21 protein-coding genes and 2 riboswitches are annotated in these 23,594 nt (G+C 36.3%); of the genes, 18 read left to right on the top strand and 3 right to left on the bottom strand.

Annotation, left to right across the window (positions count from 1 at the left end; genetic code table 11):
* Positions 1 to 10: 10 nt before the first annotated feature.
* The 8 genes from MHH85_RS17685 to MHH85_RS17650 all read left to right on the top strand — a co-directional run bounded on the left by MHH85_RS17685 (position 11) and on the right by MHH85_RS17650 (position 8,266).
* Positions 11 to 811, top strand: coding sequence for an oxidoreductase (locus MHH85_RS17685; RefSeq protein ID WP_340707911.1), 801 nt, complete (start codon positions 11 to 13; stop codon positions 809 to 811).
* Positions 812 to 1,031: 220 nt separating this feature from the next.
* Positions 1,032 to 1,595, top strand: a complete 564-nt coding sequence (locus MHH85_RS17680; RefSeq protein WP_053417982.1) for an NADPH-dependent FMN reductase — start codon at positions 1,032 to 1,034, stop codon at positions 1,593 to 1,595.
* Between the two features lie 342 nt (positions 1,596 to 1,937).
* Positions 1,938 to 2,531: a TetR/AcrR family transcriptional regulator gene (locus tag MHH85_RS17675; protein WP_340707910.1), complete on the top strand. Its 594-nt coding sequence runs from the start codon at positions 1,938 to 1,940 to the stop codon at positions 2,529 to 2,531.
* 16 nt (positions 2,532 to 2,547) lie between these two features.
* A complete protein-coding gene (locus MHH85_RS17670) occupies positions 2,548 to 4,731 on the top strand; it encodes a DNA topoisomerase III (RefSeq protein WP_193738271.1) in 2,184 nt (727 codons plus the stop codon).
* Between the two features lie 120 nt (positions 4,732 to 4,851).
* Positions 4,852 to 5,454 (top strand): hypothetical protein, encoded by a 603-nt coding sequence (locus tag MHH85_RS17665; RefSeq protein ID WP_340707909.1) that lies wholly within the window; start codon positions 4,852 to 4,854, stop codon positions 5,452 to 5,454.
* Positions 5,455 to 5,468: 14 nt separating this feature from the next.
* Positions 5,469 to 5,954, top strand: coding sequence for a Cys-tRNA(Pro) deacylase (gene ybaK, locus MHH85_RS17660; protein WP_340707908.1), 486 nt, complete (start codon positions 5,469 to 5,471; stop codon positions 5,952 to 5,954).
* Positions 5,955 to 6,078: 124 nt separating this feature from the next.
* Positions 6,079 to 6,720 carry a YczE/YyaS/YitT family protein gene (locus MHH85_RS17655; protein WP_340707907.1) on the top strand — a complete coding sequence of 214 codons (642 nt, stop codon included), beginning with the start codon at positions 6,079 to 6,081 and terminating at the stop codon, positions 6,718 to 6,720.
* 346 nt (positions 6,721 to 7,066) lie between these two features.
* A complete protein-coding gene (locus MHH85_RS17650) occupies positions 7,067 to 8,266 on the top strand; it encodes a glycine C-acetyltransferase (protein ID WP_193738274.1) in 1,200 nt (399 codons plus the stop codon).
* A gap of 166 nt (positions 8,267 to 8,432) precedes the next feature.
* Here the strand turns inward: MHH85_RS17650 and MHH85_RS17645 are convergent, their stop codons facing one another.
* Positions 8,433 to 9,596, bottom strand: coding sequence for a pyridoxal phosphate-dependent aminotransferase (locus MHH85_RS17645; protein WP_340707906.1), 1,164 nt, complete (start codon positions 9,594 to 9,596; stop codon positions 8,433 to 8,435).
* Positions 9,597 to 9,776: 180 nt separating this feature from the next.
* Here MHH85_RS17645 and MHH85_RS17640 point away from each other — a divergent pair, with 180 nt between their 5' ends.
* The 7 genes from MHH85_RS17640 (at position 9,777) to MHH85_RS17610 (ending at position 16,385) form a co-directional block, all read left to right on the top strand.
* On the top strand, positions 9,777 to 10,565 hold the full coding sequence (locus MHH85_RS17640) for a carbon-nitrogen family hydrolase (protein WP_193738276.1): 789 nt from the start codon (positions 9,777 to 9,779) through the stop codon (positions 10,563 to 10,565).
* Positions 10,566 to 10,644: 79 nt separating this feature from the next.
* Positions 10,645 to 10,749, top strand: a riboswitch (SAM riboswitch).
* 118 nt (positions 10,750 to 10,867) lie between these two features.
* Positions 10,868 to 11,881: a methionine ABC transporter ATP-binding protein gene (locus tag MHH85_RS17635; RefSeq protein WP_340707905.1), complete on the top strand. Its 1,014-nt coding sequence runs from the start codon at positions 10,868 to 10,870 to the stop codon at positions 11,879 to 11,881.
* The gene (locus tag MHH85_RS17630; RefSeq protein WP_053417972.1) at positions 11,871 to 12,542 is read left to right on the top strand and encodes a methionine ABC transporter permease; all 672 of its coding nucleotides are present in this window, start codon (positions 11,871 to 11,873) and stop codon (positions 12,540 to 12,542) included. Before MHH85_RS17635 ends, MHH85_RS17630 begins: the two co-directional genes overlap by 11 nt.
* A gap of 16 nt (positions 12,543 to 12,558) precedes the next feature.
* On the top strand, positions 12,559 to 13,377 hold the full coding sequence (locus tag MHH85_RS17625; protein WP_340707904.1) for a MetQ/NlpA family ABC transporter substrate-binding protein: 819 nt from the start codon (positions 12,559 to 12,561) through the stop codon (positions 13,375 to 13,377).
* 300 nt (positions 13,378 to 13,677) lie between these two features.
* Positions 13,678 to 14,934, top strand: coding sequence for a Y-family DNA polymerase (locus tag MHH85_RS17620; RefSeq protein WP_340707903.1), 1,257 nt, complete (start codon positions 13,678 to 13,680; stop codon positions 14,932 to 14,934).
* 280 nt (positions 14,935 to 15,214) lie between these two features.
* Positions 15,215 to 15,556, top strand: a complete 342-nt coding sequence (locus tag MHH85_RS17615; RefSeq protein WP_340707902.1) for a YolD-like family protein — start codon at positions 15,215 to 15,217, stop codon at positions 15,554 to 15,556.
* Between the two features lie 394 nt (positions 15,557 to 15,950).
* Entirely contained in the window at positions 15,951 to 16,385 is a 435-nt protein-coding gene (locus tag MHH85_RS17610; RefSeq protein WP_340707901.1) for an RDD family protein, read from the top strand.
* A gap of 283 nt (positions 16,386 to 16,668) precedes the next feature.
* Here MHH85_RS17610 and MHH85_RS17605 read toward each other — a convergent pair whose 3' ends face one another.
* The gene (locus MHH85_RS17605) at positions 16,669 to 17,310 is read right to left on the bottom strand and encodes a hypothetical protein (RefSeq protein ID WP_340707900.1); all 642 of its coding nucleotides are present in this window, start codon (positions 17,308 to 17,310) and stop codon (positions 16,669 to 16,671) included.
* A gap of 244 nt (positions 17,311 to 17,554) precedes the next feature.
* Between MHH85_RS17605 and MHH85_RS17600 the strand changes: the two genes are divergently transcribed.
* Together MHH85_RS17600 and MHH85_RS17595 are read left to right on the top strand one after the other, a co-directional pair.
* A complete protein-coding gene (locus MHH85_RS17600) occupies positions 17,555 to 18,502 on the top strand; it encodes an L-threonine 3-dehydrogenase (protein ID WP_193738284.1) in 948 nt (315 codons plus the stop codon).
* Positions 18,503 to 19,170: 668 nt separating this feature from the next.
* Positions 19,171 to 20,778, top strand: coding sequence for a long-chain fatty acid--CoA ligase (locus MHH85_RS17595; protein WP_193741133.1), 1,608 nt, complete (start codon positions 19,171 to 19,173; stop codon positions 20,776 to 20,778).
* A 100-nt stretch (positions 20,779 to 20,878) separates the two neighbouring features.
* Here MHH85_RS17595 and MHH85_RS17590 read toward each other — a convergent pair whose 3' ends face one another.
* Positions 20,879 to 21,367, bottom strand: a complete 489-nt coding sequence (locus MHH85_RS17590; protein ID WP_053417963.1) for a QueT transporter family protein — start codon at positions 21,365 to 21,367, stop codon at positions 20,879 to 20,881.
* A 7-nt stretch (positions 21,368 to 21,374) separates the two neighbouring features.
* A riboswitch (PreQ1 riboswitch) is annotated at positions 21,375 to 21,419 on the bottom strand.
* A gap of 490 nt (positions 21,420 to 21,909) precedes the next feature.
* Between MHH85_RS17590 and MHH85_RS17585 the strand changes: the two genes are divergently transcribed.
* The gene (locus MHH85_RS17585; protein ID WP_340707899.1) at positions 21,910 to 23,514 is read left to right on the top strand and encodes an AraC family transcriptional regulator; all 1,605 of its coding nucleotides are present in this window, start codon (positions 21,910 to 21,912) and stop codon (positions 23,512 to 23,514) included.
* The last annotated feature ends 80 nt before the right edge of the window (positions 23,515 to 23,594 follow it).

Below are 23,594 nucleotides of genomic sequence, written 5' to 3'. Positions count from 1 at the left end.
GTGAACAGTTATGTTGATGCGTTCAGCGATTGTTGTTGGAGCAACTGGTTTGACGGGAAAGGATCTTGTCAAAGTCCTTTGTGAGAGTGAAGAGTACGCGGAGATTACAGTAATTGCTCGCCGCGCATTGAATTTTAAACATCCAAAACTTGTTGTGAAAATTCGTCAGTTCGATCAATTGGAAGAAACAGATTTTAAATTTGCACATGAGCTTTACTGCTGCCTAGGTACTACACGTAAAAAGGCGGGTTCAAAGGTTATGTTTGAAAAAATTGACCTTGAATACCCAGTGAATATCGCATCGATAGCAAAAAAATGTGGTATCCCACATGTGCTTGTTATTTCGGCTATGGGGGCAAATGAAAATTCTAAATTCTATTACAATCAAGTAAAAGGAAAAATGGAGAATAATTTAATTGCGCTAGAATTACCTCAATTATCGATTTTCAGACCGTCATTATTGTTAGGAAATCGTGAGGAAGTACGGCCAACAGAGAAAATTAGTGGGGTAGCGATGAATATCTTGAATCCTATATTCATAGGTCCACTAAAAAAATACCGTGCTATTCCTGCTAATAATTTAGCAAAATCTATGTATAGTGTAGCTATAAAAAATACAAAACATAAGGTTAGGGTATTTGAATCTGAAGAAATTTCAATGATTGGAAAAATAGATTCATTAGTGGATGATCATGAAGAAATAATCGACGAAGAACCTATTTTTAATTGGGAAAAACGTCAAGATATTTTCATAAAAAAGGAAATACTAGAAGAAGAAAAAATAGATAAACCTTTAAATGATAGACAATAAAATTTATAAACTGATGAAGAGATTATATATTTTTCAAAGATGACATTCATAATAAACCATTTTTCTAAAGAAGCATGGATTTTACTATGCTTTAGCGAAAAATGTAGTTTTCTGTTCCGTCTAAAGTCTGAAATTGTGTCGAAATTGTGCTTGTCACCTTATATAACGAATCTGCATTTGTTACAATAACGATAGGAATTTTGAATTGGAGGTAACATCTATGAAGATTTTACTTGTAGACGGTACAATTATCGGAAGAAAAACGGGTGCAATTTTAAAACAGATAGAGACATATATTAAAGAATTTGATGGTAGCCTAGAGCTAGAATTATTACATCTAGCAGACTTCGAACATCAATTTGTAGATGGCCGTCCATTTGATCAATATAATACTGATATGAAAACACTTGTGAAAAAATTCGAGGAAGCTGACGGTTATATTTTAGCTACACCTATTTTCCAAGGATCAATTCCAGGCGTATTAAAAAACGCATTTGATTTTCTACACCCTAAAGCTTTGCGCTACAAACCAGTTTCAATTGTAGCTAATGGTGGTACACAACAACATCACCTAGTTGTAGAAAACCAACTAAAACCAATCCTCGACTACTTCCGTGCACTCGTAACTCCAAACTACGTATACACACATGCTAGTCACTTTGATAAAGACAACAACATTATAGATGAAAATGTTCTTGAACGATTACAAGAATTAGTACGAGTATTCGGGAAGTACTGCGAATTAAGTAATGATCTTCCTAAAGAACCTATCGACCAACATTAAAAGGAGTGGCTTTTGCCACTTTTTTTTAGTTTATATAAATTTTACTGATATACCATATGCACATACATTGACCATTGCATCTACAAGTGCTGCTTTTGTCATTTTAGAATACGATTTAATTTCCCCACCCATAGTGCCTTTTAAAGAGCTAAGAATCTCACGTTCAATATTTTGGAAGTTATAATTACTCCCTCTACTGTAGTAAACTGTTCAATACTTTTCCGAGATTTTGTTCTACCATTGTAATAAGTATATTAAATCTCCTTTACATAAAAATGATACAACTGTATTGAAAAAATAACACAAGTGTATTGAAAAGGGCGGATGTGTTATGATTGGGTTATGGAAAAGATAAATAAATTTGAAGCACAAAGAGAAAAAATTGCTCGAGCAACATGGGCAGTTATTCGAAGAGAGGGACTGGAAAATGCTAGTGTGCGCAACGTTGCACAAGAAGCAAATCTTTCTGTAGGTTCTTTAAGGCACTATTTTTCAACACAAAATGATCTACTAATTTATTCGATGGAATTAATTCAAAAAAAATCGGATGAACGAATTGAAGCGATGCGTTTATTTGGTAACGGTCCTTCAACAGACGATATACTAGAAGTCTTACGTCAGTTTTTGCCGTTAGATACAGAAAGAAGATTAGAAATGGAGGTTTGGCTATCGTTTTCATCTAAAGCATTAGTAGATGAGGCTATTCGGGCAAAATGTCAGGTGCTTTTAGAAAACTCCTATCAAATGTTGAGAACGATGCTTGAATTACTAATTTTCTTAAAAGAGGTAAGAGAAGATTTGGATATTGATGTAGAAGTCATTCGATTATATAGCCTCCTTGAAGGGATGTCCTATCATTGCATCATGCTACCAGATAAATTTACTTCTGAAATCATTAATCATGTATTACATGAACATTTACAAACGTTAAAATAAGGAGATAAGAATTTATATGGGAAAAAGCTTAGTTTTAGCAGAAAAACCATCTGTAGCACGTGATATAGCACGCGTTTTAGGATGTACGAAAAAAGGTAATGGCTTTCTAGAGGGACCACAATATATTGTTACTTGGGCACTCGGCCATTTAGTTACTCATGCTGATCCAGAACAGTATGATCAGAAATTCAAAGAGTGGAAGATGGAAGATTTACCGATATTACCGAATCCTTTCAAACTAGTACCTATTCGTCAAACAACAAAACAATACAATGCTGTGAAAGCACAATTAATGCGTCAAGACGTCAATCAGATTATTGTTGCGACAGATGCAGGGCGTGAAGGGGAACTAGTAGCTCGCTGGATACTAGAAAAAGCGAAATGCCGTAAACCGGTTAAACGTTTATGGATTTCATCAGTGACGGATAAAGCTATTAAAGATGGCTTCAAAAACTTAAAAGATGGTCGTTCTTATGAACATTTATATGAGGCAGCTGTAGCACGTGCAGAAGCTGACTGGGTTGTTGGCATTAATGCGACACGTGCTTTAACAGTAAAATATAACGCGCAATTATCAACAGGTCGTGTACAAACACCTACTCTTGCAATGATTGCAGAACGTGAACAACAAATTAAAAACTTTAAGCCAAAAACATATTACGGTTTACAAGCACATACAAACGATACAAAATTTACTTGGTTTGACCGTCAAAATAATCAATCTCAATCTTTCCAAAAGGAAAAAATTGAACAGTTATTAAAAACATTAGATGCTGTAACTGAAGGGGTTATTCAAGATATCCAAACGTCCCCTAAACGTCAATCTGCCCCTGCATTATTTGATTTGACTGAGCTACAAAAAGAGGCGCATAAGCGCTGGAGTTGGTCTGCAAAAGAAACACTTTCAACACTTCAAAATCTTTATGAGCGCCATAAGATTGTTACTTATCCACGTACAGATTCTAAGCATTTAACAGATGATATGAAGAGCACATTAAAAGATCGTATTAAAGCATCAGCTGTGGGGGATAATCGAGCTGCAGCAAACCTTTTACTACGAAACAATTCTGTACAACCACAAAAAGGTGTTATTGATAATACAAAAGTATCTGATCACCATGCTATTATTCCAACTGAGGAAGTGGCTATTTTACAAGATTTATCTGATAAAGAACGTCGTTTATATGATTTAATCGTCAAACGTTTCTTGGCTGTTTTCTTTGGTCCATTCCAATATGATCAAACAACAGTTACGTTAGCTGTTGGCAATGAAGTATTTAAAGTAAAAGGCCGTACAATTCGTGATGAAGGTTGGAAACGTGTTTATCAGCAAGATGATGATGACGACACAGATGAACGTTCACTACCAAGCTACAATAAAGGTGATAAAATCGCTATCCGTGCCATTGCAATGACACAAGGTGATACAAAACCACCAGCTTATTTCAATGAAGGTACTTTACTAGCGGCGATGGAGAATCCAGCACAATTTATGAGTGGTGAGTCGAAGGACTTAATTAAAACGTTAAATGAAACAGGCGGTATCGGCACTGTAGCAACACGTGCAGATATTATTGAGAAGTTATTTAATTCATTTTTAATTGAGAAAAAAGGTAAGGACCTACACGCTACTTCTAAAGGCCGTCAGCTTTTAGAATTGGTACCGTCGGATTTAAAATCACCTGCTTTAACTGCAGAGTGGGAACAACAATTAACAAGAATTGCAAAAGGTTCAGCAAAAAAATCGGATTTCATTAACGATATGGTTAATTTCTCTAAAAAAGCTGTTAGTGATATTAAGAAGAGCGATCAAAAATTCAAGCATGATAATGTTACAGGGAAAAGATGTCCGGATTGCGGGAAATTATTGCTTGAGGTAAATGGTAAACGTGGTAAAATGCTTGTCTGCCAAGATCGAGCTTGCGGTCACAAGAAAAAAGTTTCGATGGTGACGAATGCACGTTGTCCAGTTTGTCATAAGAAATTGGAACTTCGTGGTGAAGGCGAAGGACGCATTTTCGTTTGCTCATGTGGTCATCGTGAAAAGTTATCTGTATTTGAGAAACGTAAGAAGGAAACTGGTAATACAAAAGTTTCTAAAAAAGAAGTCCAAAAATACATGAAAAAACAAGATGATCAACCACAAAATAATGCGATGGCAGAGGCACTGAAAAAGCTATTAGGAACAAAAGATGAATAAATGGGCATTTTTTACTAATGAAATATTGTAAATATTTGAGAACAACGACCTTTTGAATTTTCTGATAACGGTGTTAAAATAGGTTTTAACTATAATGGTATTAGAAAAGAGGTGATTTGCATGAAATTAGCTGCTCTATTAAACAATCAGTATACAGACATTGAAAATCGTAAACGAGCTCTTAGGCAAAAGAATGCTGGTGATGCTTATCGTAAAACAGCTCAGTATTTCCAACCAAAGTCGAATCCAGCTTTGGAAGAGCTTATGGACTTGTTAACGGGTAAAAAGGAAAAACAACATCAGCCACAAGTCCAAGCTGCTATTCGTGAGCTTCAACAAAAGGACCAGGAATTCCGTGCTAAAACAAAAGGTAACATGGAACAGACATCGCCATTGGTTGAGATCTCAGATGCAGTTAGTCAGGTTAATGAGGAAATGCATGCTTCTACTAGTGCTACGCTCGAAAAAATAAATGTACGCGTTACTGAAGGCGAAAATAAGATAATCCAGCAAACTCGTGATCAAATCACCGAAGTAAAACAACAAGTTACAACAGAAGATTCTACTAATCAATTTGGGCAAGTAACAAATTCAACACAAACGTTAGAGCAAAAGCTTAAACAGCGTCTATTTGATCAAGCAATTTCTCGCTATTCATATCATGTACAGATGGCGAAATCAGGATTTAGAGTGACGCAGCCTAGCTTTTATCGTATTGCTTAGGAGAAGTGAATGTTTTGGCTAAAAATGCAAAAGTACAAAAAACAAATGCAGTGCGCTTATTGGACCAAAAAAAAGTCCCATACTCACTGACAGAATATGAAATCACAGACGGTCAAGTTGATGGTATTACAGTTGCAGGTAAAATTGGTCAACCTGTCGAGAGTGTGTATAAAACGCTCATGTCTACAGCTGGTAAAGGAAAGTTTTACGTTTTCGTCATTCCAGTAGCTGCAGAGCTTAATCTAAAGGCTGCTGCAAAAGCTGTTGGGGAAAAGAAGATAGAGATGCTACCTGTCAAAGATTTATTTCCAACTACAGGTTATATTAGAGGCGGCTGTTCGCCACTTGGTATGAAAAAGTTATTTCCAACCTTCATAGATGAATCAGCAAAAACAATTGACCATATCTTTGTTAGTGCAGGGAAAATAGGCATGCAAATATGTATCCTACCGGCTGATTTAGCGAAAATCATAAATGCGAAATTTGCAGCTATTATATAAATCTAGGACAGTTTTATTTAAAATAGGAACGAATTTTGTTATAATAGTTTAGTTATCATTGAAAAGCCACTTTATGCTTCTTGCGTAGAGGGCTTTTCATTTTTCTGTAGAAAGAAGGATTCTTGTGAATAAAATAAATAGTTGGCGCTGGGGATTTTTCATGATGGGACTTATCGTCATTGCACTCGGTGTTTCGTTGACAATTAAAGGACAAACCTTTGGGGTAGGCTCATGGGATGTACTGCATATAGGTTTATTCAAAAACTTCGGTTTTTCCATTGGTAGTTGGTCAATCATTACTGGCCTTATTATTATTGGTGTTACAGCAATTGGCACTCGTCAATTCCCGAAGATAGGAACCTTTATCAATATGGTGAGTATCGGTATTTTTATTGATTTTTTCAACTGGTTATTGCCGGATGTCGATCATTTAGCCCTACAATTTTTTAGCTTCCTTATCGGTATTATTTTAATTGGTTTAGGTGGTGGAATGTACATTTCAGCAAATCTTGGAGCTGGTCCTCGTGATAGCTTGATGCTTTTAGCTGTAGACAAGCTTGGTTTAAGCATTACTAAAGCCCGTACAATTATGGAAATTGCGGTTGCTGTAGCAGGATGGTTACTTGGTGGTCCTGTTGGCCTTGGTACTGTCCTTATGGCATTTGGTCTTGGTCCAATTGTTCAATTTTCGCTTGCGTATAGCCGCAAATTATTGTTGAAATGTATTGGTGAAGAACAAGTAACATTTTCAGAGTTAACGAAATAAGTAAAAAGTGAGTAGACAATTGTCTACTCACTTTTTTAGTACTCTAGAATAAGACGAGTGAGTTATAACGAGGGAATTTTAATGGAAATCTATTTTCATTAAATACGACTGATGTGCGAAGAAGAAGTTATGAATGTTGGTATTACTTAATAGGATGTACTATTTTCACTAAGAATATATCGAAAATTGAGTATTCTAATTTTTCTGAGTGTACAACTGTGTTTCTTACAAGGACAGTATGTATAGTAATTCCAATGAATATCATCTCGTTGTTAGTAATAGTTCTTTTCAGATGTACAAATAACGGTGAAAGTATGCTACAATATTTTTATCGAAAATTGAAAGGATGATATTCTTGTCAAACGTACTGAACACATTCGTAGACGACAACTTGCAACAACTGCGCGACCAAGGCTTATACAATGAAATAGATCCAGTAGAAGGCCCGAACGGTTCAGTTATTCAAGTGCGTGGCAAAAATTTGGTCAACCTATCTTCAAATAACTATCTTGGCTTAGCAACAAATGATAAATTAAAGAAAATTGCTCAAGAAGCAATCGAAAAATACGGAGTAGGTGCTGGTGCAGTCCGCACGATCAATGGTACACTCGATCTTCATGTTAAATTAGAAGAAAAACTGGCAGAATTTAAAGGTACGGAAGCAGCCATTTCTTATCAATCAGGATTCAACTGTAATATGGCAGCTATTTCTGCTGTTATGGACAAAAATGATGCTATCCTTTCTGATCAATTAAATCACGCTTCTATTATAGATGGTTGTCGCTTATCAAAAGCAAAAATTATTGCTTTTAATCACTCTGACATGGATGATTTACGTGCTAAAGCAAAAGCAGCAACTGAATCAGGGCTATACAATAAAGTAATGGTCATCACTGACGGCGTGTTTTCAATGGATGGAGATATCGCAAAACTTCCTGAAATCGTAGAAATTGCGAAAGAATTTGATCTTATTACATATGTGGATGATGCTCACGGATCAGGTGTAACAGGTAAAGGGAAAGGTACTGTGAAGCACTTCGGTTTAGAAAAAGAAATTGACTTCCAAATCGGTACACTGTCTAAAGCAATTGGTGTAGTAGGTGGTTACGTAGCAGGTAAGAAGAATTTAATTGATTGGTTAAAAGTACGCTCTCGTCCATTTTTATTTTCAACAGCTTTACCACCAGGTGATGTTGCTGCAATCACTGCAGCTGTTCAAATGTTAATTGATTCAACAGAACTTTGCGATAAATTATGGGAAAATGGCGATTATTTAAAAGCGGGTCTGAAAAAACTTGGATTTAACATTGGTGCATCTGAAACTCCGATTACACCGTGTATCATCGGTGATGAAAAACTAACTCAAGCCTTTTCTGCTCGTCTCTTTGAAGAAGGTGTATATGCTAAATCAATCGTCTTCCCAACTGTACCTAAAGGCACTGGACGTGTACGTAATATGCCAACAGCCGCACATACAAAAGAAATGCTAGACGAAGCTTTAGCGTCTTATGAAAAAGTAGGTAAAGAGCTAGGCGTAATTTCATAATATAAAAAATGCTCAGCGCTATGTGCTGGGCATTTTTATTAGGAAATTTTTTTGTTAATTCTATAGTCACCTGTGATTATGTGAATGTTTTATTGTTATATTTATTAAACCCATTCCACTGAAAAACCAACTTATGGGATAAGGTGGTTTTTCAATGTATAAACACTTAAAATAAATTTAGTTTTGAGATACGCGTTATTGCTTCATGAAGCCTGTCCTCATCAACAAGCAAGCCAACACGTACGTACCCTTCTCCGTATTCACCAAAACCATTACCCGCAGCAACTGCTACATCAGCCTGTTCTAGTAATAAATCAGCAAATGCTTCACTCGTATAACCTTCTGGTACAGGAAGCCATGCAAAGAATGAACCTTTTGGTGCTGTCACTGCCCAGCCAATACGATCGCAAGCGACTTTTAATGCGTTCCGGCGGCTTTCATACATAGCTACTAACTCTGTTACACATTCTTGTGAACTAGTAAGTGCTGCAATACCAGCCTCTTGTACAGCAGGGAATAGACTGACAAATAAATGGTCTTGTACTAAATTTAATGCTTCAATTAGCTTTACGTTACCAACTGCAAAGCCAACCCGCCAACCGGCCATATTATACGTTTTCGATAAAGTATACAACTCAACCCCGACATCTTTAGCACCTTCAGCTTGTAAAAAGCTCACTGGTTTTTCATCATCAAATCCAATTGCTCCATATGCAAAGTCGTGCATAACTGCAATATCGTGATCTTTCGCAAACTGCACCGTTTCATCAAAAAATGATAAATTAGCAACAGCACCAGTTGGGTTATTCGGATAATTTAAATACATTAATTTTGCACGAGCTTTTACCTCATCTGACACAGTTGTGTAATCAGGTAGGAAGCCATTTTCCGCTAGTAATGGAATTGTATCGAACTTGACATCAGCTAGTGCTACGCCTGACCAATAGTCCGGATAACCAGGGTCTGGGAGTAGCATTGAATCACCAGGGTTCATAATAGCTAAAGGTAATTCAACTACACCAATTTTTGTGCCAAAAAGTATGGCTACTTCCGTATTTGCATCGATTTCAACGCCGTATTCTCGCGCATAAAATTCAGCAATGGCTTCCTTGAATTCTGGTAAGCCACGGAATGGGGAGTATTTATGAGTTTGCGGATTAATAACAGCTTCCTGCATAGCTTTTATAATATGAGGAGGTGTTGGTTGGTCTGGGTTTCCTTGGCCTAAATTGATGACATCTCTACCTTCCGCAACTGCGGCACCTACTTTTTGTACTAAAGTCGCGAAAAACTGCTTCGGCAACTGTTGTAATCTCGTTGAAAATTCCATCTTCGAACAAACCCCCTTGAATTTTTTTCTTTAATAACTTGTTATCCACAAAATCTTTCTTCTAAATACTCTATACACAACAACTACTTTGTGGATAAAATAGACGTGTGTATAAAATAGTCGCAATAATAAGAGAAATATTATAACCTTTTTAAGAAAATGTCTACAGGTGGTGGAGTTATGAAAATTGCATGTATACAGTTAAATGTTGCCTTCGGGGACATCGAAAAAAATTTTACAAACGTCGAAAAGTTTATCAGGGAGGCCGCTGATAAGGGAGCGGAACTCGCAATTCTTCCTGAAATGTGGAATTCTAGCTATGCTTTAGAGAAATTAGAAGACCTTGCAGATCCGAACGGGGAGCGCACAAAGAATTTTCTACAAAATCTTTCAGAAGAATTACAAATTCATATTGTTGGTGGCTCGGTATCAACAAAAAAAGATGGGGAATTCTACAATACGATGTACGTATATAACAATAAAGGGGAGCTTGTCAGCGAATATGATAAAGCGCATCTTTTCCGTCTAATGGACGAGCATTTGTATTTATCAGCTGGCGATAAGCAAAATAACTTTGAACTGGGTGATATTCCAGCAGCTGGTGTTATCTGCTACGATATTCGTTTTCCAGAGTGGTTACGTCTTCATGCCTTGAACGGAGCGAAAGTAATTTTCGTTTCTGCACAATGGCCAACACCACGTATTGATCATTGGAAAACGTTATTACAAGCACGTGCAATTGAAAGCCAGTGTTTTGTTATTGCGGTAAATAGAATTAGCCATAAAAAACAAAATTTCAACGGTCAATCGATGGTTATTGAACCTTGGGGTGAAGTGTTATGGACTGGTGGAGAAGATGAAGAAATGGCGATTATCGATGTCGATTTCTCTATAGTGGATGAAATTCGACAACGAATCCCGGTATATGATGATCGTCGCCCTGAATTATATAAAGATATTTTGAAATAATACAAAGTTTCAAAAAAGTGTTTGACATCTACATTATTTCACAGTAATATTTAGTTCATAACTTACAAACGAATATTGAACTTTATCTAGAGAGACCGAGGGATAGGCCCTATGACGTCCGGCAACCCCCTGAAAAGGGAAGGTGCCAATTCCTACAGAATGAGTACATTCTGGAAGATAAATCGCCAATTTACATTTACGATGCTTCTTTCAGAAAACCGAAAGAAGCATTTTTTAATACAGTAAATTCCAAGTAATTCTATAGAAGTTACATAATTTAAACAGATTTGAGGGGATACAATATGCTCGAGATTCAGAATCTTACAAAAGTATATAAAACAAAAAAGGGTACGGTAACGGGCGTAGACAACGTATCGTTGACAATCGATAAAGGTGAAGTCTTCGGTATTGTTGGTTACTCTGGCGCAGGGAAAAGTTCACTGCTACGTTGTATCAATTTACTAGAGCGACCAACGAGTGGGAGTATCATCGTAAATGGCCAAGATTTAACGAAGTTAAAAGGTGAACAACTGCGTAAAGCGCGTTTGAAAATCGGTATGATCTTCCAGCACTTTTACTTAATCAGTCAAAAAACGGTTGGCGAAAATATCGAATTTGCTTTAAAAGCAGCGGCTACACCACCGAAGCAAATTAAGGCCCGTGTAAAAGAATTGCTTGAAATGGTCGGTTTATCGGAGAAAATCGACGTTTACCCAGCGCAGTTAAGTGGTGGTCAAAAGCAACGTGTCGGTATTGCTCGTGCACTTGCAAACAATCCATCCGTACTACTTTGTGATGAAGCAACATCAGCACTTGACCCAAAAACAACGGTTTCCATTTTACGCTTACTAAAAAAGATCAATCGTGAGTTGAATATTACAATTATCCTTATCACACATGAAATGGATGTTGTGAAAGAAATTTGTGATCGTATGGTTATTATGCAAGATGGAAGAGTCATTGAAGAAGGAGAAGTTTACGATGTTTTTGCAAATCCGGTTGAGCCATTAACACAAGAATTTATTAGTAGCGTTGTATCATTTGAATTACCGCCAACTATTCTTAAAGGTGTGACAGGGGAAATTGTGAAAGTACTATTCAAAGGAGATGTAGCTGGTGAGGGCGTCATTTCAGATATGATTCAAAACTTTGAAGTACGTGGTAATTTCTTGCACGGCACAATTGAATATATTCAAGAAAAACCGCTTGGTATTTTCCTAATGGAGCTACAAGGTCAACCAGATAATGTAGGGAGAGCTATTTCTTATATGGAAGGGCGCGGTGCGTTTGTGGAGGTGATTAACGATGCTATTTGATTTCGAACATTTTATTAGTATGCTTCCGGACATTTGGAAAGCATTTGGTGAAACGTTACTGATGATTGGTATTTCACTTAGTATTTCACTAATTATCGGTTTACCACTTGGTATTATTTTATTTGTTACAAGCAAAGGTTTATTTTTACGTAATCGTTTTTTTAATGGGGTTTTAGGGTTTATCGTCAATCTAGTTCGTTCCGTTCCGTATATCATTCTATTAGTAGCGTTGTTCCCGCTAACAAAAATACTGGTTGGAGATACAATTGGTCCCGTAGCGGCGAGTGTTTCATTATCTGTAGCAGCCATTCCATTCTTTGCGAGACTAGTAGAAACGTCTATGCGTGAAGTTGATAAAGGTGTCATCGAAGCATCAATAGCTGTCGGTGCAACACCGTGGATGATCATACGAGATGTGCTATTACCTGAAGCGAAATCGGGTATTATTCAAGGGGTGACAATGACGATTATTAGTTTAGTAGCATATTCCGCAATGGCTGGTATTGTCGGCGGTGGCGGAATTGGTGACTTGGCTATCCGTTTTGGTTATTACCGCTATGACAACACAATTATGATTGCGACAGTTGTCATTTTAATTGTTATCGTCCAAATTATTCAACTTTCAGGCGATGCCATTTCAAAAGCAATTGATAAACGATAAAAGGGGAGATTTGAAAATGAAAAAGTTTTTACTAGCAGCGTTATTATTCGTATTAGCAACAGCTTTAGTTGCATGTGGTAACAAAGATGAAAGCAAACCAAAGGATTCAAAAGACATTAAAATTGGCGCAACTGCAGGACCATATAGTGACATGTTAAATAAAGCAATCATCCCGCAATTAGAGAAAAAAGGCTATAAAGTAAAAACGGTTGAATTCAGTGACTATGTACAACCAAATAAAGCATTAGATTCTAGTGATATTGATGCAAACCTTTTCCAACACTCAATTTATCTTCAAAACTTTAATGAACAGAACAAAATGAAGTTAGCTGGTCTAATCAACGTGCCAACTGCACCAATGGGCTTCTTTGCAAAAGATTTTAAATCAATTGATGATATTAAAGACGGTGCAAAAGTAGCGATTGCTAACGATCCATCAAATGCGGCACGTACATTATTAGCATTACAAGAACAAGGTCTTATCAAAATTGACCCTAACATCGAAGAGCTAAAAGCATCTGAAAAAGACGTTGTTGAAAATCCTAAAAACTTAGTGTTCCAACCAATCGAAGCAGCGGGTCTACCTCGTGCAATCGAAAGTGCTGACCTTGTTGGTGTCCCAGGAAACTTCGCGCTTGCAGCAGGACTTAAATTACAAGATGCACTATTCTTAGAAAACATGCCTGATAAATTCCGTAATGTTATTGCAGTTAAGGAAGAAAATAAAGATTCACAACTAGCAAAAGACATTTTAGAAATCGTTAAATCAGAAGAATTCGAAAAAATCATCGATGAAGAATTCAAAGGCTTCGGCAAACCTGACTGGATGAAATAAATGCTGAAGTGGCCCGTTTAGACTCGACAAGCACTGGAACCTTCGAATTGAAAACGTACTTTCAGTTTTCAACCGAGAAGGTGGAAGTGACCTCGAGAGTCTGGCCACTGAAGCTGGATGACTGAGTACGATGGCATTTATCTAAAAGGACTACTGCACACTTAAAAGTGTGCAGTAGTCTTTTTTTATTATGAAATCCGCCTAATTGAAAGTAAATCCCCAATTCCTTATATTCCCACTTGCCATCTCACTCATCTCAATTTAAAATAAGAACAAATGTTCTCTATTGGAGGATAGGTTATGTACGAAAACATGCCAAGGCGATCAATTATGTGTATTGATATGCGTTGCTTCTATGCGAGTTGTATTGCAACGTTAGAGCATTTAGATGTGATGAAGACGCCAATTGCGGTAGTTGGTAACTTCAATCAAAAGGGAAGTATCGTGCTAGCAGCATCACCAATGATGAAAAAACGTTTCCAAGTAAAAACTGGCACACGCCTCTATGAAATTCCGAAGCATCCAGATATTAGGCTATTTGAACCTAAAATGGACTTCTTCATCCGCGTTTCAATGGAAATTACACGCCTACTCAACAGTTACGTCCCAAAGGAAGCTATCCATATTTATAGTGTTGATGAAAGTTTTATTGATTTAACAGGAACAGAAAAATTATGGGGACCAGTTGAACAAACTGCGCAGAAGATACAACGAGATATTTACAACCAGTTTGGAATTCCAAGTGCCGTCGGTATGGGGCCTAATATGTTGTTATCAAAGCTAGCGCTTGATTTAGAAGCGAAAAAAACAGGATTTGCTAAATGGGGATATGAAGATGTGGAAGAAAAGTTATGGCCTACATCACCACTCTCTAAGATGTGGGGTATTGGGAGACAGACAGAACGCTCGCTTAATCATATGGGGATTTTTTCAGTAGGGGATTTAGCAAAAGCAGATTTAAAAACACTAGAGGCTCGTTTTGGTATTATGGGTAATCAGCTTTATCATCATGCGTGGGGAATTGATCTTTCTGAACTTGGCGAACCAATAATTGAAGGGCAAATAAGTTATGGTAAAGGGCAAATTTTAATGCGTGACTATAACAAAAAGGAAGAAGTGCTTGCAGTTATTTTGGAGATGTGTGAAGACATCGCAAGACGTGCACGCGAAGCATTTAAGGTAGGGCGTACCATTTCACTTGGGCTCTCCTACAGCAAAAATGCATTTGGTGGAGGTTTTCATCGTTCGCGCTCAATTGATGAACCAACGAATGAAACGATGAAAATTTATCAGATCTGCCAGCAGTTACTCGATGAATATTATATAGAAGATAGGCCCGTACGTCAGCTTACGATTAGTATTACAAAGCTTGAATCTGAACGTTCAATGCAACTTAGTTTGTTCGACACTGACCGCTTTCGTCGTCGTAAGCTCGGAGCTACCATGGATCAACTGCGCTCTCGCTATGGCCCGACTGCGCTTTTACGTGCGGTCTCTTATACAGAAGCTGGCACCGCCGTCGCACGTTCAAAATTATTAGGAGGTCACAAAAAATAAAACAGTGTATATTTATTCAGTATCCATTTTATTGCTATACACTATTTGAATAATAATTGTATAACACTACGGAGTGATAATGTCTTTTGGATATGTGGATAACTAATTGTTATCTGCAAATAGGTCTAGTTATTCACAACTTATGCACTAAATACACAGGTTGAAACAATTTGCATAAAAGACTGACGTAATATTGAAAAGAAAATAATTTAAAGTGTTTTTTAGTGTGTTCTTTTATATCATGTCGCACAAAATATAATGGAAAAGCAGGTGTTTTAAGATGATTCGTGATAGAGGCAGTATTAAATGGGTTTCGATGATGCTACCAGAACATGTGCAACAAATTAGAGCATGGAAACATGAATCGGAAGAAGAATTACCAAATGGATTGAGTGAATGGGAATTAGAAGAACTACAACAGACTATTCAATTCGCGTATGACCAAAAGTTAATTGTTACGCTTAAAACTCTAGTTGAACATAATTTAAGTCACTACACAGGAATTATTACGGATCTTAAGGCATCCGCTCGTGAGCTATCGTTAGAAACGGACACAGTCATTCGGCGTATACCACTTGATACTATTTACAGAGCGCAATTAGAATGTAATTATTGTGATTAATCTTTAAAAGAGTCAATTACATTAGAAGGCCCTATGCGAATGTATAGAGGCTTTTATTGTTATATAAAAAACAATGGAATCAATCGTGTTTTCCGAAAATCGCTTTTAATAATGGAAGTGTAATCAGTGTCGTGGCAATTACGACGATCATCACTGCGGTGTAATACTGGACCATAGCATTACAGGTGTTGCTCTTTAATTCATTGGGTGATTCTTTTTAGAACACATATAAACTACCCTAAAACATAGGATTGTAATAAAGGTTTTTTGTGAAGAAAATGAATGTATTGCATTGGGATTTCACGTGTAATCTCCTAAGGAGCAAATGCTCAACATATGAAAATAATGTAATGATGGTGACATAAATTAATAAAAGAGAAAGGGGAAAGTAGAAGTGAATTATGGAGGGTTTTGGATCCGTTTCTTAGCGACAATTATTGATAGCGCTGTCGCTATGGTGGCGACAGCGTTAATTGGGGTCGTTTTAAAAATTCCGAAAGGTGTCATATCGGAAATGATATTTGGTGATGAACTATTTCTATCAACTTACCCTTTATATAGTTGGATTCTCATTATCGTAGGTATATTATATTTCGTCGGACTACCAGCAACGACATGGAGAGGTACCGTCGGAAAAAAAGTGCTAGGCATAGAAATTGTTGATACGAATGGTGATACAATCTCTATTTTCCGTAGCATCATTCGAAATATCGCTCGAATCTTTAGTGGTCTTCTACTCTGTCTAGGCTACATAATCGCTGCATTCCACCCACAAAAACGAGCTCTGCATGATTTGGTCGCAAATACTTATGTAGTTAATATTAAATAGTTAAATAAATGGTAATATAAAGTATTTGTTGTTATTTAGTAAAGAGGTTTATACATGGGGTGGCTAAGTAAGGTTATTTGTACGGGAAAAGCTAAATGATTTAAATCTTAAAAGTCATGCGAAAAAAGTGAAGTTTATATTAATTAAAGAGATAGTCACAACTAAAACAAATAAATTTTAAGAAAATGTATAAAACCCACTCGAAATGCCCAATACTATACCAACTCCCCATTGGAATGTAAAAATTCCATCCTTAAAAAACCACCCTCCCCCGGGTGGTTTTTTATTTTGTCTCTAATCTTTCCTTCATTTCCTTGAAAGAATAAAACAATAAATATTTTTGTAGTCCTCTTGCTTTTGTGACAGCTGCAAGCGCTTCTTTTTCAAATGTCCCGAAATCTTGCTGTTCATAGGCGATTAATCCTTCAATAGCGTGTGGCATCCATTTCTTTTTTAGGTTTGGTATGAGTGCTTTTGCTGTCTGAAAGTTGCTGAGCAAAGATTCGATATGTGCGATAGTGTAGCTGCGAATAGGTTCTTTTTGAAGTTGTTTTGCTTCTATTAAAGCAGTTTCGAAATCTTTGTCTAGAGTAGCTAGCAAAGAGCGATAATTGTGTTGTGCATCCTGTTGTTTATAACTAGATAGTATTTTGTGTACGCTTAATTTTTGCTCTGTTACGGTTTCGTGTGCAACGGCGTATGGGTAAGCAAATACGGGATTTGTTTTATGCTTTGTTATAAAGCGGTCCATTTTACTGATGTTGTTAGACCAAATTAAAGTGTTACAGTATGGGAACATTGTGAGAGCGAAGACATACATAAATAGTAAGAGAAAGACTACTACTATAGGTAAGTCCATTATAAGGAGAAATGTACAGCTGATGATGGCGACCAAATAAATCAAAATTAGTTTAAATAAATGCATTGATACCACTCCTTTTGTTTATTATAAAATAAACAATAAATAATTGTATCGTAAACAAACTGTCCTTTGTACAAAAACGATTATTGTGTTTTAGAAATATACATTGTATAATCGAATTATTAAAAACATTGATAAATCAACGTATTTTTGTTGTTATTTGTGTTTTCGAGAAATACATTTGTAATCTCTAGGTGAATGTTCTTTCTAGAAACACAAATGTTTATTGGGTGAGGAGGATTTTAAAATGAAAAAAATTATGATAACCGGTGCGTGCGGTCAAATAGGGTCAGAGTTAGTATCTAAGCTGCGCGAAACATATGGAACGGAAAATGTTTTAGCAACAGATATTCGCAAACCAGCTACACAAAAGGGACCTTTTGAAACGCTGGATGTTATGGATGCTGAGCGCATGAATGATATGGCGAAGGATTTTGGAGCAGACACTTTAATGCACATGGCTGCATTATTATCGGCAACTGCAGAAGCTAAACCGTTATTTGCTTGGAATTTAAATATGGGTGGACTTGTTAATGCTTTAGAAGTTGCACGTGAACAAAATCTGCAGTTTTTCACACCAAGTTCAATCGGTGCATTTGGACCTTCTACGCCCAAAAACAATACACCACAAGATACGTTACAACGCCCTACTACCATGTATGGTGTAAACAAAGTAGCGGGTGAACTATTATGTGATTACTATTACCAACGCTTTGGTGTAGATACTCGCGGAGTACGCTTCCCAGGTTTAATTTCTTACGCAACTCCTCCTGGTGGCGGTACAACAGATTATGCGGTTGATATATACTATAAAGCCATTTCTGAAGGGAAGTATACTTCATATATCGCACAGGGCTCATACATGGATATGATGTATATGCCGGACGCGTTACAAGCTATTGTAGATTTGATGGAAGCAGATCCTGCGAAGTTAATACATCGAAATGCGTTCAATGTAACGGCTATGAGTTTTGAACCTGAAGAAATTGCAGCTTCAATCCGCAAACATATCCCTAATTTTAAAATGGCTTATGAAGTGGACCCAGTCCGTCAAGCCATTGCAGATAGTTGGCCAAATTCTATAGATGCAAGTGCTGCAAAAGAGGAATGGGGCTTTAAAGCAAAATACGACTTAGATGCAATGACAGCAGATATGTTAAAAAAGTTACAAGAGAAAGAAACTAAAACTGCTTAATGAATAGGTAATAAAAAAACCGTACCTTCTTAATTGAAGGTACGGTTTTTTTATTGGTGAAGATAAGTATTTTAATAGATAGAACTGCATATTGTAATGAGATGATAGATTTAAGAATAATCTCTTTTAATTAATATTTTTTCTTTAAAATGATTCATTTTAATAGTTTTATAAGAGCGCTTACATGTATAATTGTGTAAAATATATTTATTTGAAAAGTTTGATTATTTATATTCTTGAAAAGATAATCTATGGATTTGACTACTCTATTAGTATTAAATAGCATAATGAAATTTTGGATGCTACAAAATTGATTTGTCAGATGAAAAATGAGGGAATCGCCTTAGGTATTATCAAGTCAAAGGATAATCGAACTTTAAGTAAGCAATGTATTAAAGCTTCAATAGTAAGAAGCTAGAGGTAAATAAGATTCCGAAGAAAGTTTTATACACACAAGTGTTACTCTACAATGCTTCTAGGAAAATACAAGGTGGTTATGTTTATATGGAGGTAATAAGGTTGATAAATGCTTCCGAGACAGCCCAGTAGAGTCTATTTACGCAAGTACAAATGAAGTCATGAAAATGATTATTGCAAAGAATCTCAGTTTATAAGCAATTGTTTTTAAATAAAATCATATTACTTAATTTAAGGGGAGTTGGATGAGTATGATGCAAACGCCATTAGTACTAACTGATTTTGTGAAACGTGCAGAGAGATATTTTCCGAAAAAATTAATCATTTCTAGAACGAGTGAAACGATGATTCACCGTATTACTTATAAAGAGTTTGGACAGCGTACACGAAAATTATCTGAAGCATTGACGAAATTGGGGATGAAAAAAGGTACAAAAGTAGGCTCATTAGCGTGGAATCATCACCGCCATTTAGAAGCGTATTTCGGTGTACCATGTGCAGGAGCAGTACTCCATATGATCAATATTCGCCTATCACCAGAGCATATAGTATATATTATCAACCATGCTGAAGATGAAATATTACTTGTAGATAGCGATATTTTCCCGTTAATTGCTCAAGCTGCACCTTTATTAAAAACGGTGAAACATTTCGTTGTTATGCAAGACGGAACAGACTTACCTGAAACTAGCTTGAAAAACGTTCATTCTTACGAAAAACTGCTAGAAGAGGCATCAGATTCATATGAATTCCCTGATGATTTAGATGAAAATATGCCGGCCGGAATGTGCTACACAAGTGCCACAACAGGCTTCCCAAAAGGTGTTGTTTACACGCACCGTAGTTTAGTACTACACAGCTTAGCACTTGGTTTAGCAGATTCACTTGGTATTCGCGAGAGCGATGTAGCTATGCCAGTCGTACCTATGTTTCATGTAAATGCCTGGGGTATGCCATTTGCAGCAGTAAATTTTGGTACAACACAAGTATTGCCAGGACCAATGTTTAACCCGCAGCTCTTACTCGATTTAATCGAACAAGAAAAAGTGACATTAACGGCAGGTGTACCGACAATTTGGCTTGGTGTGTTAAACGAACAAGAGCAAAATCCACGAGATTTATCGTCATTACGTGCCATAGTTTGTGGTGGATCAGCTTCACCAAAAGGTCTAATCCGTGCTTTCGAAGAAAAATACAAAGTACCATTTATCGTTGGTTACGGTATGACTGAAACTACGCCGATTGTAAGTCTTTCCACATACACAACGGAAATGGAGAACTGGTCTGCAGAAGAGAAACTTAATATTCGTGCAACACAAGGATTGACGACAACTCTCGTTGAAACACGTGTTGTCAACGAAAATGGAGAAGTGCCTTGGGATGGTAAGACTATGGGTGAGTTAACTGTTCGAGGCCCTTGGATTGCAGATGAATATTATAAGGATGACCGCACGGAAGAAGCGTTTAAAGGCGGTTGGTTATACACAGGTGATATTGCTGTCATAACACCAGAGGGGTATCTCAAAATTACAGACCGAACAAAAGATTTAATTAAGAGCGGTGGAGAGTGGATTTCATCTGTAGATTTAGAAAATGCACTCATGACACATGAGGCTGTATTTGAAGCGGCTGTAATCGCAGTTCCAGACGAAAAGTGGCAAGAACGTCCACTAGCTTGTGTTGTCTTGAAAGAAGGTAGTAGTGCAACGAAGGAAGAGCTTCTTTCGTATTTAGAAGGGCAATTTGCAAAGTGGTGGGTACCAGATCATGTTGTCTTTTTAAAAGAAATCCCAAAAACATCCGTCGGCAAATTCTTAAAGGCAAAATTGCGTGATGAAGTGAAGGATTACCAGCTATAAAAAAGGAGAGAGTCTTAATTTGAGACTCTCTCTTTGTTTTTGGATGAGCGTAAAACAAAAAACCACCCATTCGCAAAAATGCGGTTAGGTGGCAATAATATTAATCTTCAATTAGTTTACTAAAGTTAATACGCTTGTTCAGTGCTAGCATAATCGGAATACCAATACCCATCACAACTAATTCACCGACAGCAACTGTTAGCCAAGTATATAGAAACGGTAGCTGGAATGCGAGATTCAATTCGATGGCAATTAAGAACATCGTAAATGTAAATACAAGTGTACCGAAAATCATTTGCTTAACATGTCCTTTAATAAAACGTTTCGCAAAAATTGTGATGCTTAAGGCTAAGACAGATTGACCAAGGCCAAAGATTAAATCATACATACCAAGTGGTGAAAATAGATTTGTAATCAATACACCAATCACGATACCTACAAAGAATTTCTTGTTGAAGACAACAAGATGATTGAACATTTCAGCAATACGGAACTGTAAAGCACCGAATGCGAGTGGGGCAATTAGCATAGACACAGCTATATAAAGCGCTGCGATAATTCCGCTAGTAGCCAAAGATTTTACTTTCATTATTCATTTCCCCCTAGTTTTTTTTCGTGGGATGGTTACGAACCACGTCATAAAAAGTCTACACTACACCCTATCATAGCCAAAATAAATTGTACATGTATAAATTAACCTTTCAATACAACTTTTATATTTAAATTTAATAAAGTAGAGACAATAAAAAAACAATAGGCTCCATATTTTGGATACCTAGTGTAGAATCTTTTTCCTGAATTAAGATGTAAATTGTTTGTAACCCTCTAAAAACAATGAAAATTTTAAAGCGACATTCCCCATAATGACATGTTTAAATGACGAATTTAAAGTCGTTTAATATAAAGTTTACATTCCTTCCATAACCCATTATTTGATACTTCAACATCTAAATACTCCAAAATTATGATGAAAGAATGAAAGGGGTGGATGTATCTTCCTTTTATATCCTACTATACTATAGTATAGTATTAATGATATTGATAATCATTATCATTAATGTTATATAAGCTGTTAATGAAGAAAAAAAGGTAAGTTTTCTTTTATTAGTAAAGCATAGGAGGGAAATTTTTTTGATCAAAAGTGGAAAATACATAAAGTTAATCAATGTTCTAAAAGATATAAAAATAACAGAAATAAAGCCTAAGAGTGTATTGATATTTAATACTATTAAGTCACCAACCCTCATTTTAGTAGTAAAAGGAGAAGCTAAAGCAAACTTAAATGAAGTACAGTCTTCAATAGTAGAGGGGAATCTTATTAGCATACATCCAGGATCTCTTCTAAGTTTAAAAAATACTTCATCTGATGAAGTTTTTGAATATTATCAAATGACAATAGAGCAATATGAATTGACCAGTATTTTGGACAGTGAATTAAAATATCATCGTCAATTTAATAATCTACCTCAAAATGGATTTCTAACAGAAAAACTCCCTCATAGAGCTTTTATGATTATGAAAGAATTAATGGATTGTTTTTCGTCAATGGAGGAGGATGACCGAATTCATTATTTATTAAAAGAATTCTTAGAGCTCTACTTTTCTACAGATACTAAATATCCGAGTGCAGTATTTAGCTCTACCTGTGCTTATATAGACGAGCATTTTCATGAAAAGATAACGCGTACTTTTATAGCTGAAATGATTGGGTATAATCCACGCTATTTTTCGGCATTTTTCAAAAAACAAATGGGTTGGAATTTCTCTGATTATTTGGCATACGTAAGGGTGAATAAAGCAAAGGAATATTTACTTACTAGCGATTCGCCCTTAAATGATATTGCTTATAAAGTTGGATATGCTGATGGTAGTTCACTTAGTAAAAAATTTAAAAGTTTGGTAGGCATGTCACCAAGTGATTTTCGATTAAAACGTAAGCCAGAGAGAATTATAGCATTACAATTTTTAGGCGATCTGCTTGCGTTAGGAATTAAACCAATAGCATCTACAGATGAAGTCTTAAATGATTCGCAACTTCTACAAGCTGAGTTAAACGGTGTTGTTGATGTAGGAAAAGTCCCTTTAGATGAACTAGCTGCAGATTTAATCATTGTCCCAACTTATTACTATTATGCTAACCCGGAAAGGATAGGGCAAATGGAGAAAATTGCACCTGTTTTGATGGTTAATTGGGGAAACAGTGATTTACTAAAGGAGTTACGTTTTTTTGGAGAGCTTCTTGGGAGAGAGAAACAGGCAGAGGATTGGATAATAGCATTTAAAGAAAAGGTACAGCAGTCTAAACGAAGGATTGAACATGTGAAAAAACAAAATGAAACAGTAGCATTATATGAATTTTGGGACGATCAATACATAAGAATATGGGATCGAACAGCTAGAGCAGCCTATAATTTGTACGACATGCTTGAATTAGCAGCGCCAGAGCGAGTTCAGAGAGAAGTGTTGGATGCTCAAAACCATTTAGTGATTCCAGAGGATCGTTTACCAGAGTATGCAGCAGATCATATGTTTATCATTGCATGTGAAAAAAGTGGATATTTGCATAGAGTGAGAAAAACAATAGAAAATCACCCCATTTGGAGTACAATCCCTGCCGTTCGAAAACAGCAGATTTATTTTTTGAAGCAAGAAGAATTTAGATTTTGTGAAGCATATGCATTGGAAAAACAATTAGAAATTCAAGTGAGACACTTGTTAGAAGAAAAAGAGGGCTGACTATCTAACATATGAAAATACTGACTTATTGACATCGACTATAAATATGTAAACTGATATCCTAAATGAGAATGATAATC

This window comes from Viridibacillus sp. FSL E2-0187, assembly GCF_038006425.1.
Lineage (GTDB): Bacteria > Bacillota > Bacilli > Bacillales_A > Planococcaceae > Viridibacillus > Viridibacillus arvi.
This window is presented reverse-complemented; position numbering and strand designations above follow the sequence as displayed.

What these genes read in the sequence shown, in the direction of transcription:
- MHH85_RS17630 (WP_053417972.1), top strand. Translation starts at nt 11,871, where the DNA reads ATGCTATTTGATTTCGAACATTTTATTAGTATGCTTCCGGACATTTGG.
- MHH85_RS17665 (WP_340707909.1), top strand. Translation starts at nt 4,852, where the DNA reads ATGAAATTAGCTGCTCTATTAAACAATCAGTATACAGACATTGAAAAT.
- MHH85_RS17615 (WP_340707902.1), top strand. Translation starts at nt 15,215, where the DNA reads ATGATTCGTGATAGAGGCAGTATTAAATGGGTTTCGATGATGCTACCA.
- MHH85_RS17670 (WP_193738271.1), top strand. Translation starts at nt 2,548, where the DNA reads ATGGGAAAAAGCTTAGTTTTAGCAGAAAAACCATCTGTAGCACGTGAT.
- MHH85_RS17685 (WP_340707911.1), top strand. Translation starts at nt 11, where the DNA reads ATGTTGATGCGTTCAGCGATTGTTGTTGGAGCAACTGGTTTGACGGGA.
- MHH85_RS17640 (WP_193738276.1), top strand. Translation starts at nt 9,777, where the DNA reads ATGAAAATTGCATGTATACAGTTAAATGTTGCCTTCGGGGACATCGAA.
- MHH85_RS17605 (WP_340707900.1), bottom strand. Translation starts at nt 17,310, where the DNA reads ATGCATTTATTTAAACTAATTTTGATTTATTTGGTCGCCATCATCAGC.
- MHH85_RS17600 (WP_193738284.1), top strand. Translation starts at nt 17,555, where the DNA reads ATGAAAAAAATTATGATAACCGGTGCGTGCGGTCAAATAGGGTCAGAG.
- MHH85_RS17620 (WP_340707903.1), top strand. Translation starts at nt 13,678, where the DNA reads ATGTACGAAAACATGCCAAGGCGATCAATTATGTGTATTGATATGCGT.
- MHH85_RS17635 (WP_340707905.1), top strand. Translation starts at nt 10,868, where the DNA reads ATGCTCGAGATTCAGAATCTTACAAAAGTATATAAAACAAAAAAGGGT.
- MHH85_RS17680 (WP_053417982.1), top strand. Translation starts at nt 1,032, where the DNA reads ATGAAGATTTTACTTGTAGACGGTACAATTATCGGAAGAAAAACGGGT.
- MHH85_RS17645 (WP_340707906.1), bottom strand. Translation starts at nt 9,596, where the DNA reads ATGGAATTTTCAACGAGATTACAACAGTTGCCGAAGCAGTTTTTCGCG.
- MHH85_RS17650 (WP_193738274.1), top strand. Translation starts at nt 7,067, where the DNA reads ATGATATTCTTGTCAAACGTACTGAACACATTCGTAGACGACAACTTG.
- MHH85_RS17625 (WP_340707904.1), top strand. Translation starts at nt 12,559, where the DNA reads ATGAAAAAGTTTTTACTAGCAGCGTTATTATTCGTATTAGCAACAGCT.
- MHH85_RS17675 (WP_340707910.1), top strand. Translation starts at nt 1,938, where the DNA reads ATGGAAAAGATAAATAAATTTGAAGCACAAAGAGAAAAAATTGCTCGA.
- MHH85_RS17595 (WP_193741133.1), top strand. Translation starts at nt 19,171, where the DNA reads ATGATGCAAACGCCATTAGTACTAACTGATTTTGTGAAACGTGCAGAG.
- MHH85_RS17590 (WP_053417963.1), bottom strand. Translation starts at nt 21,367, where the DNA reads ATGAAAGTAAAATCTTTGGCTACTAGCGGAATTATCGCAGCGCTTTAT.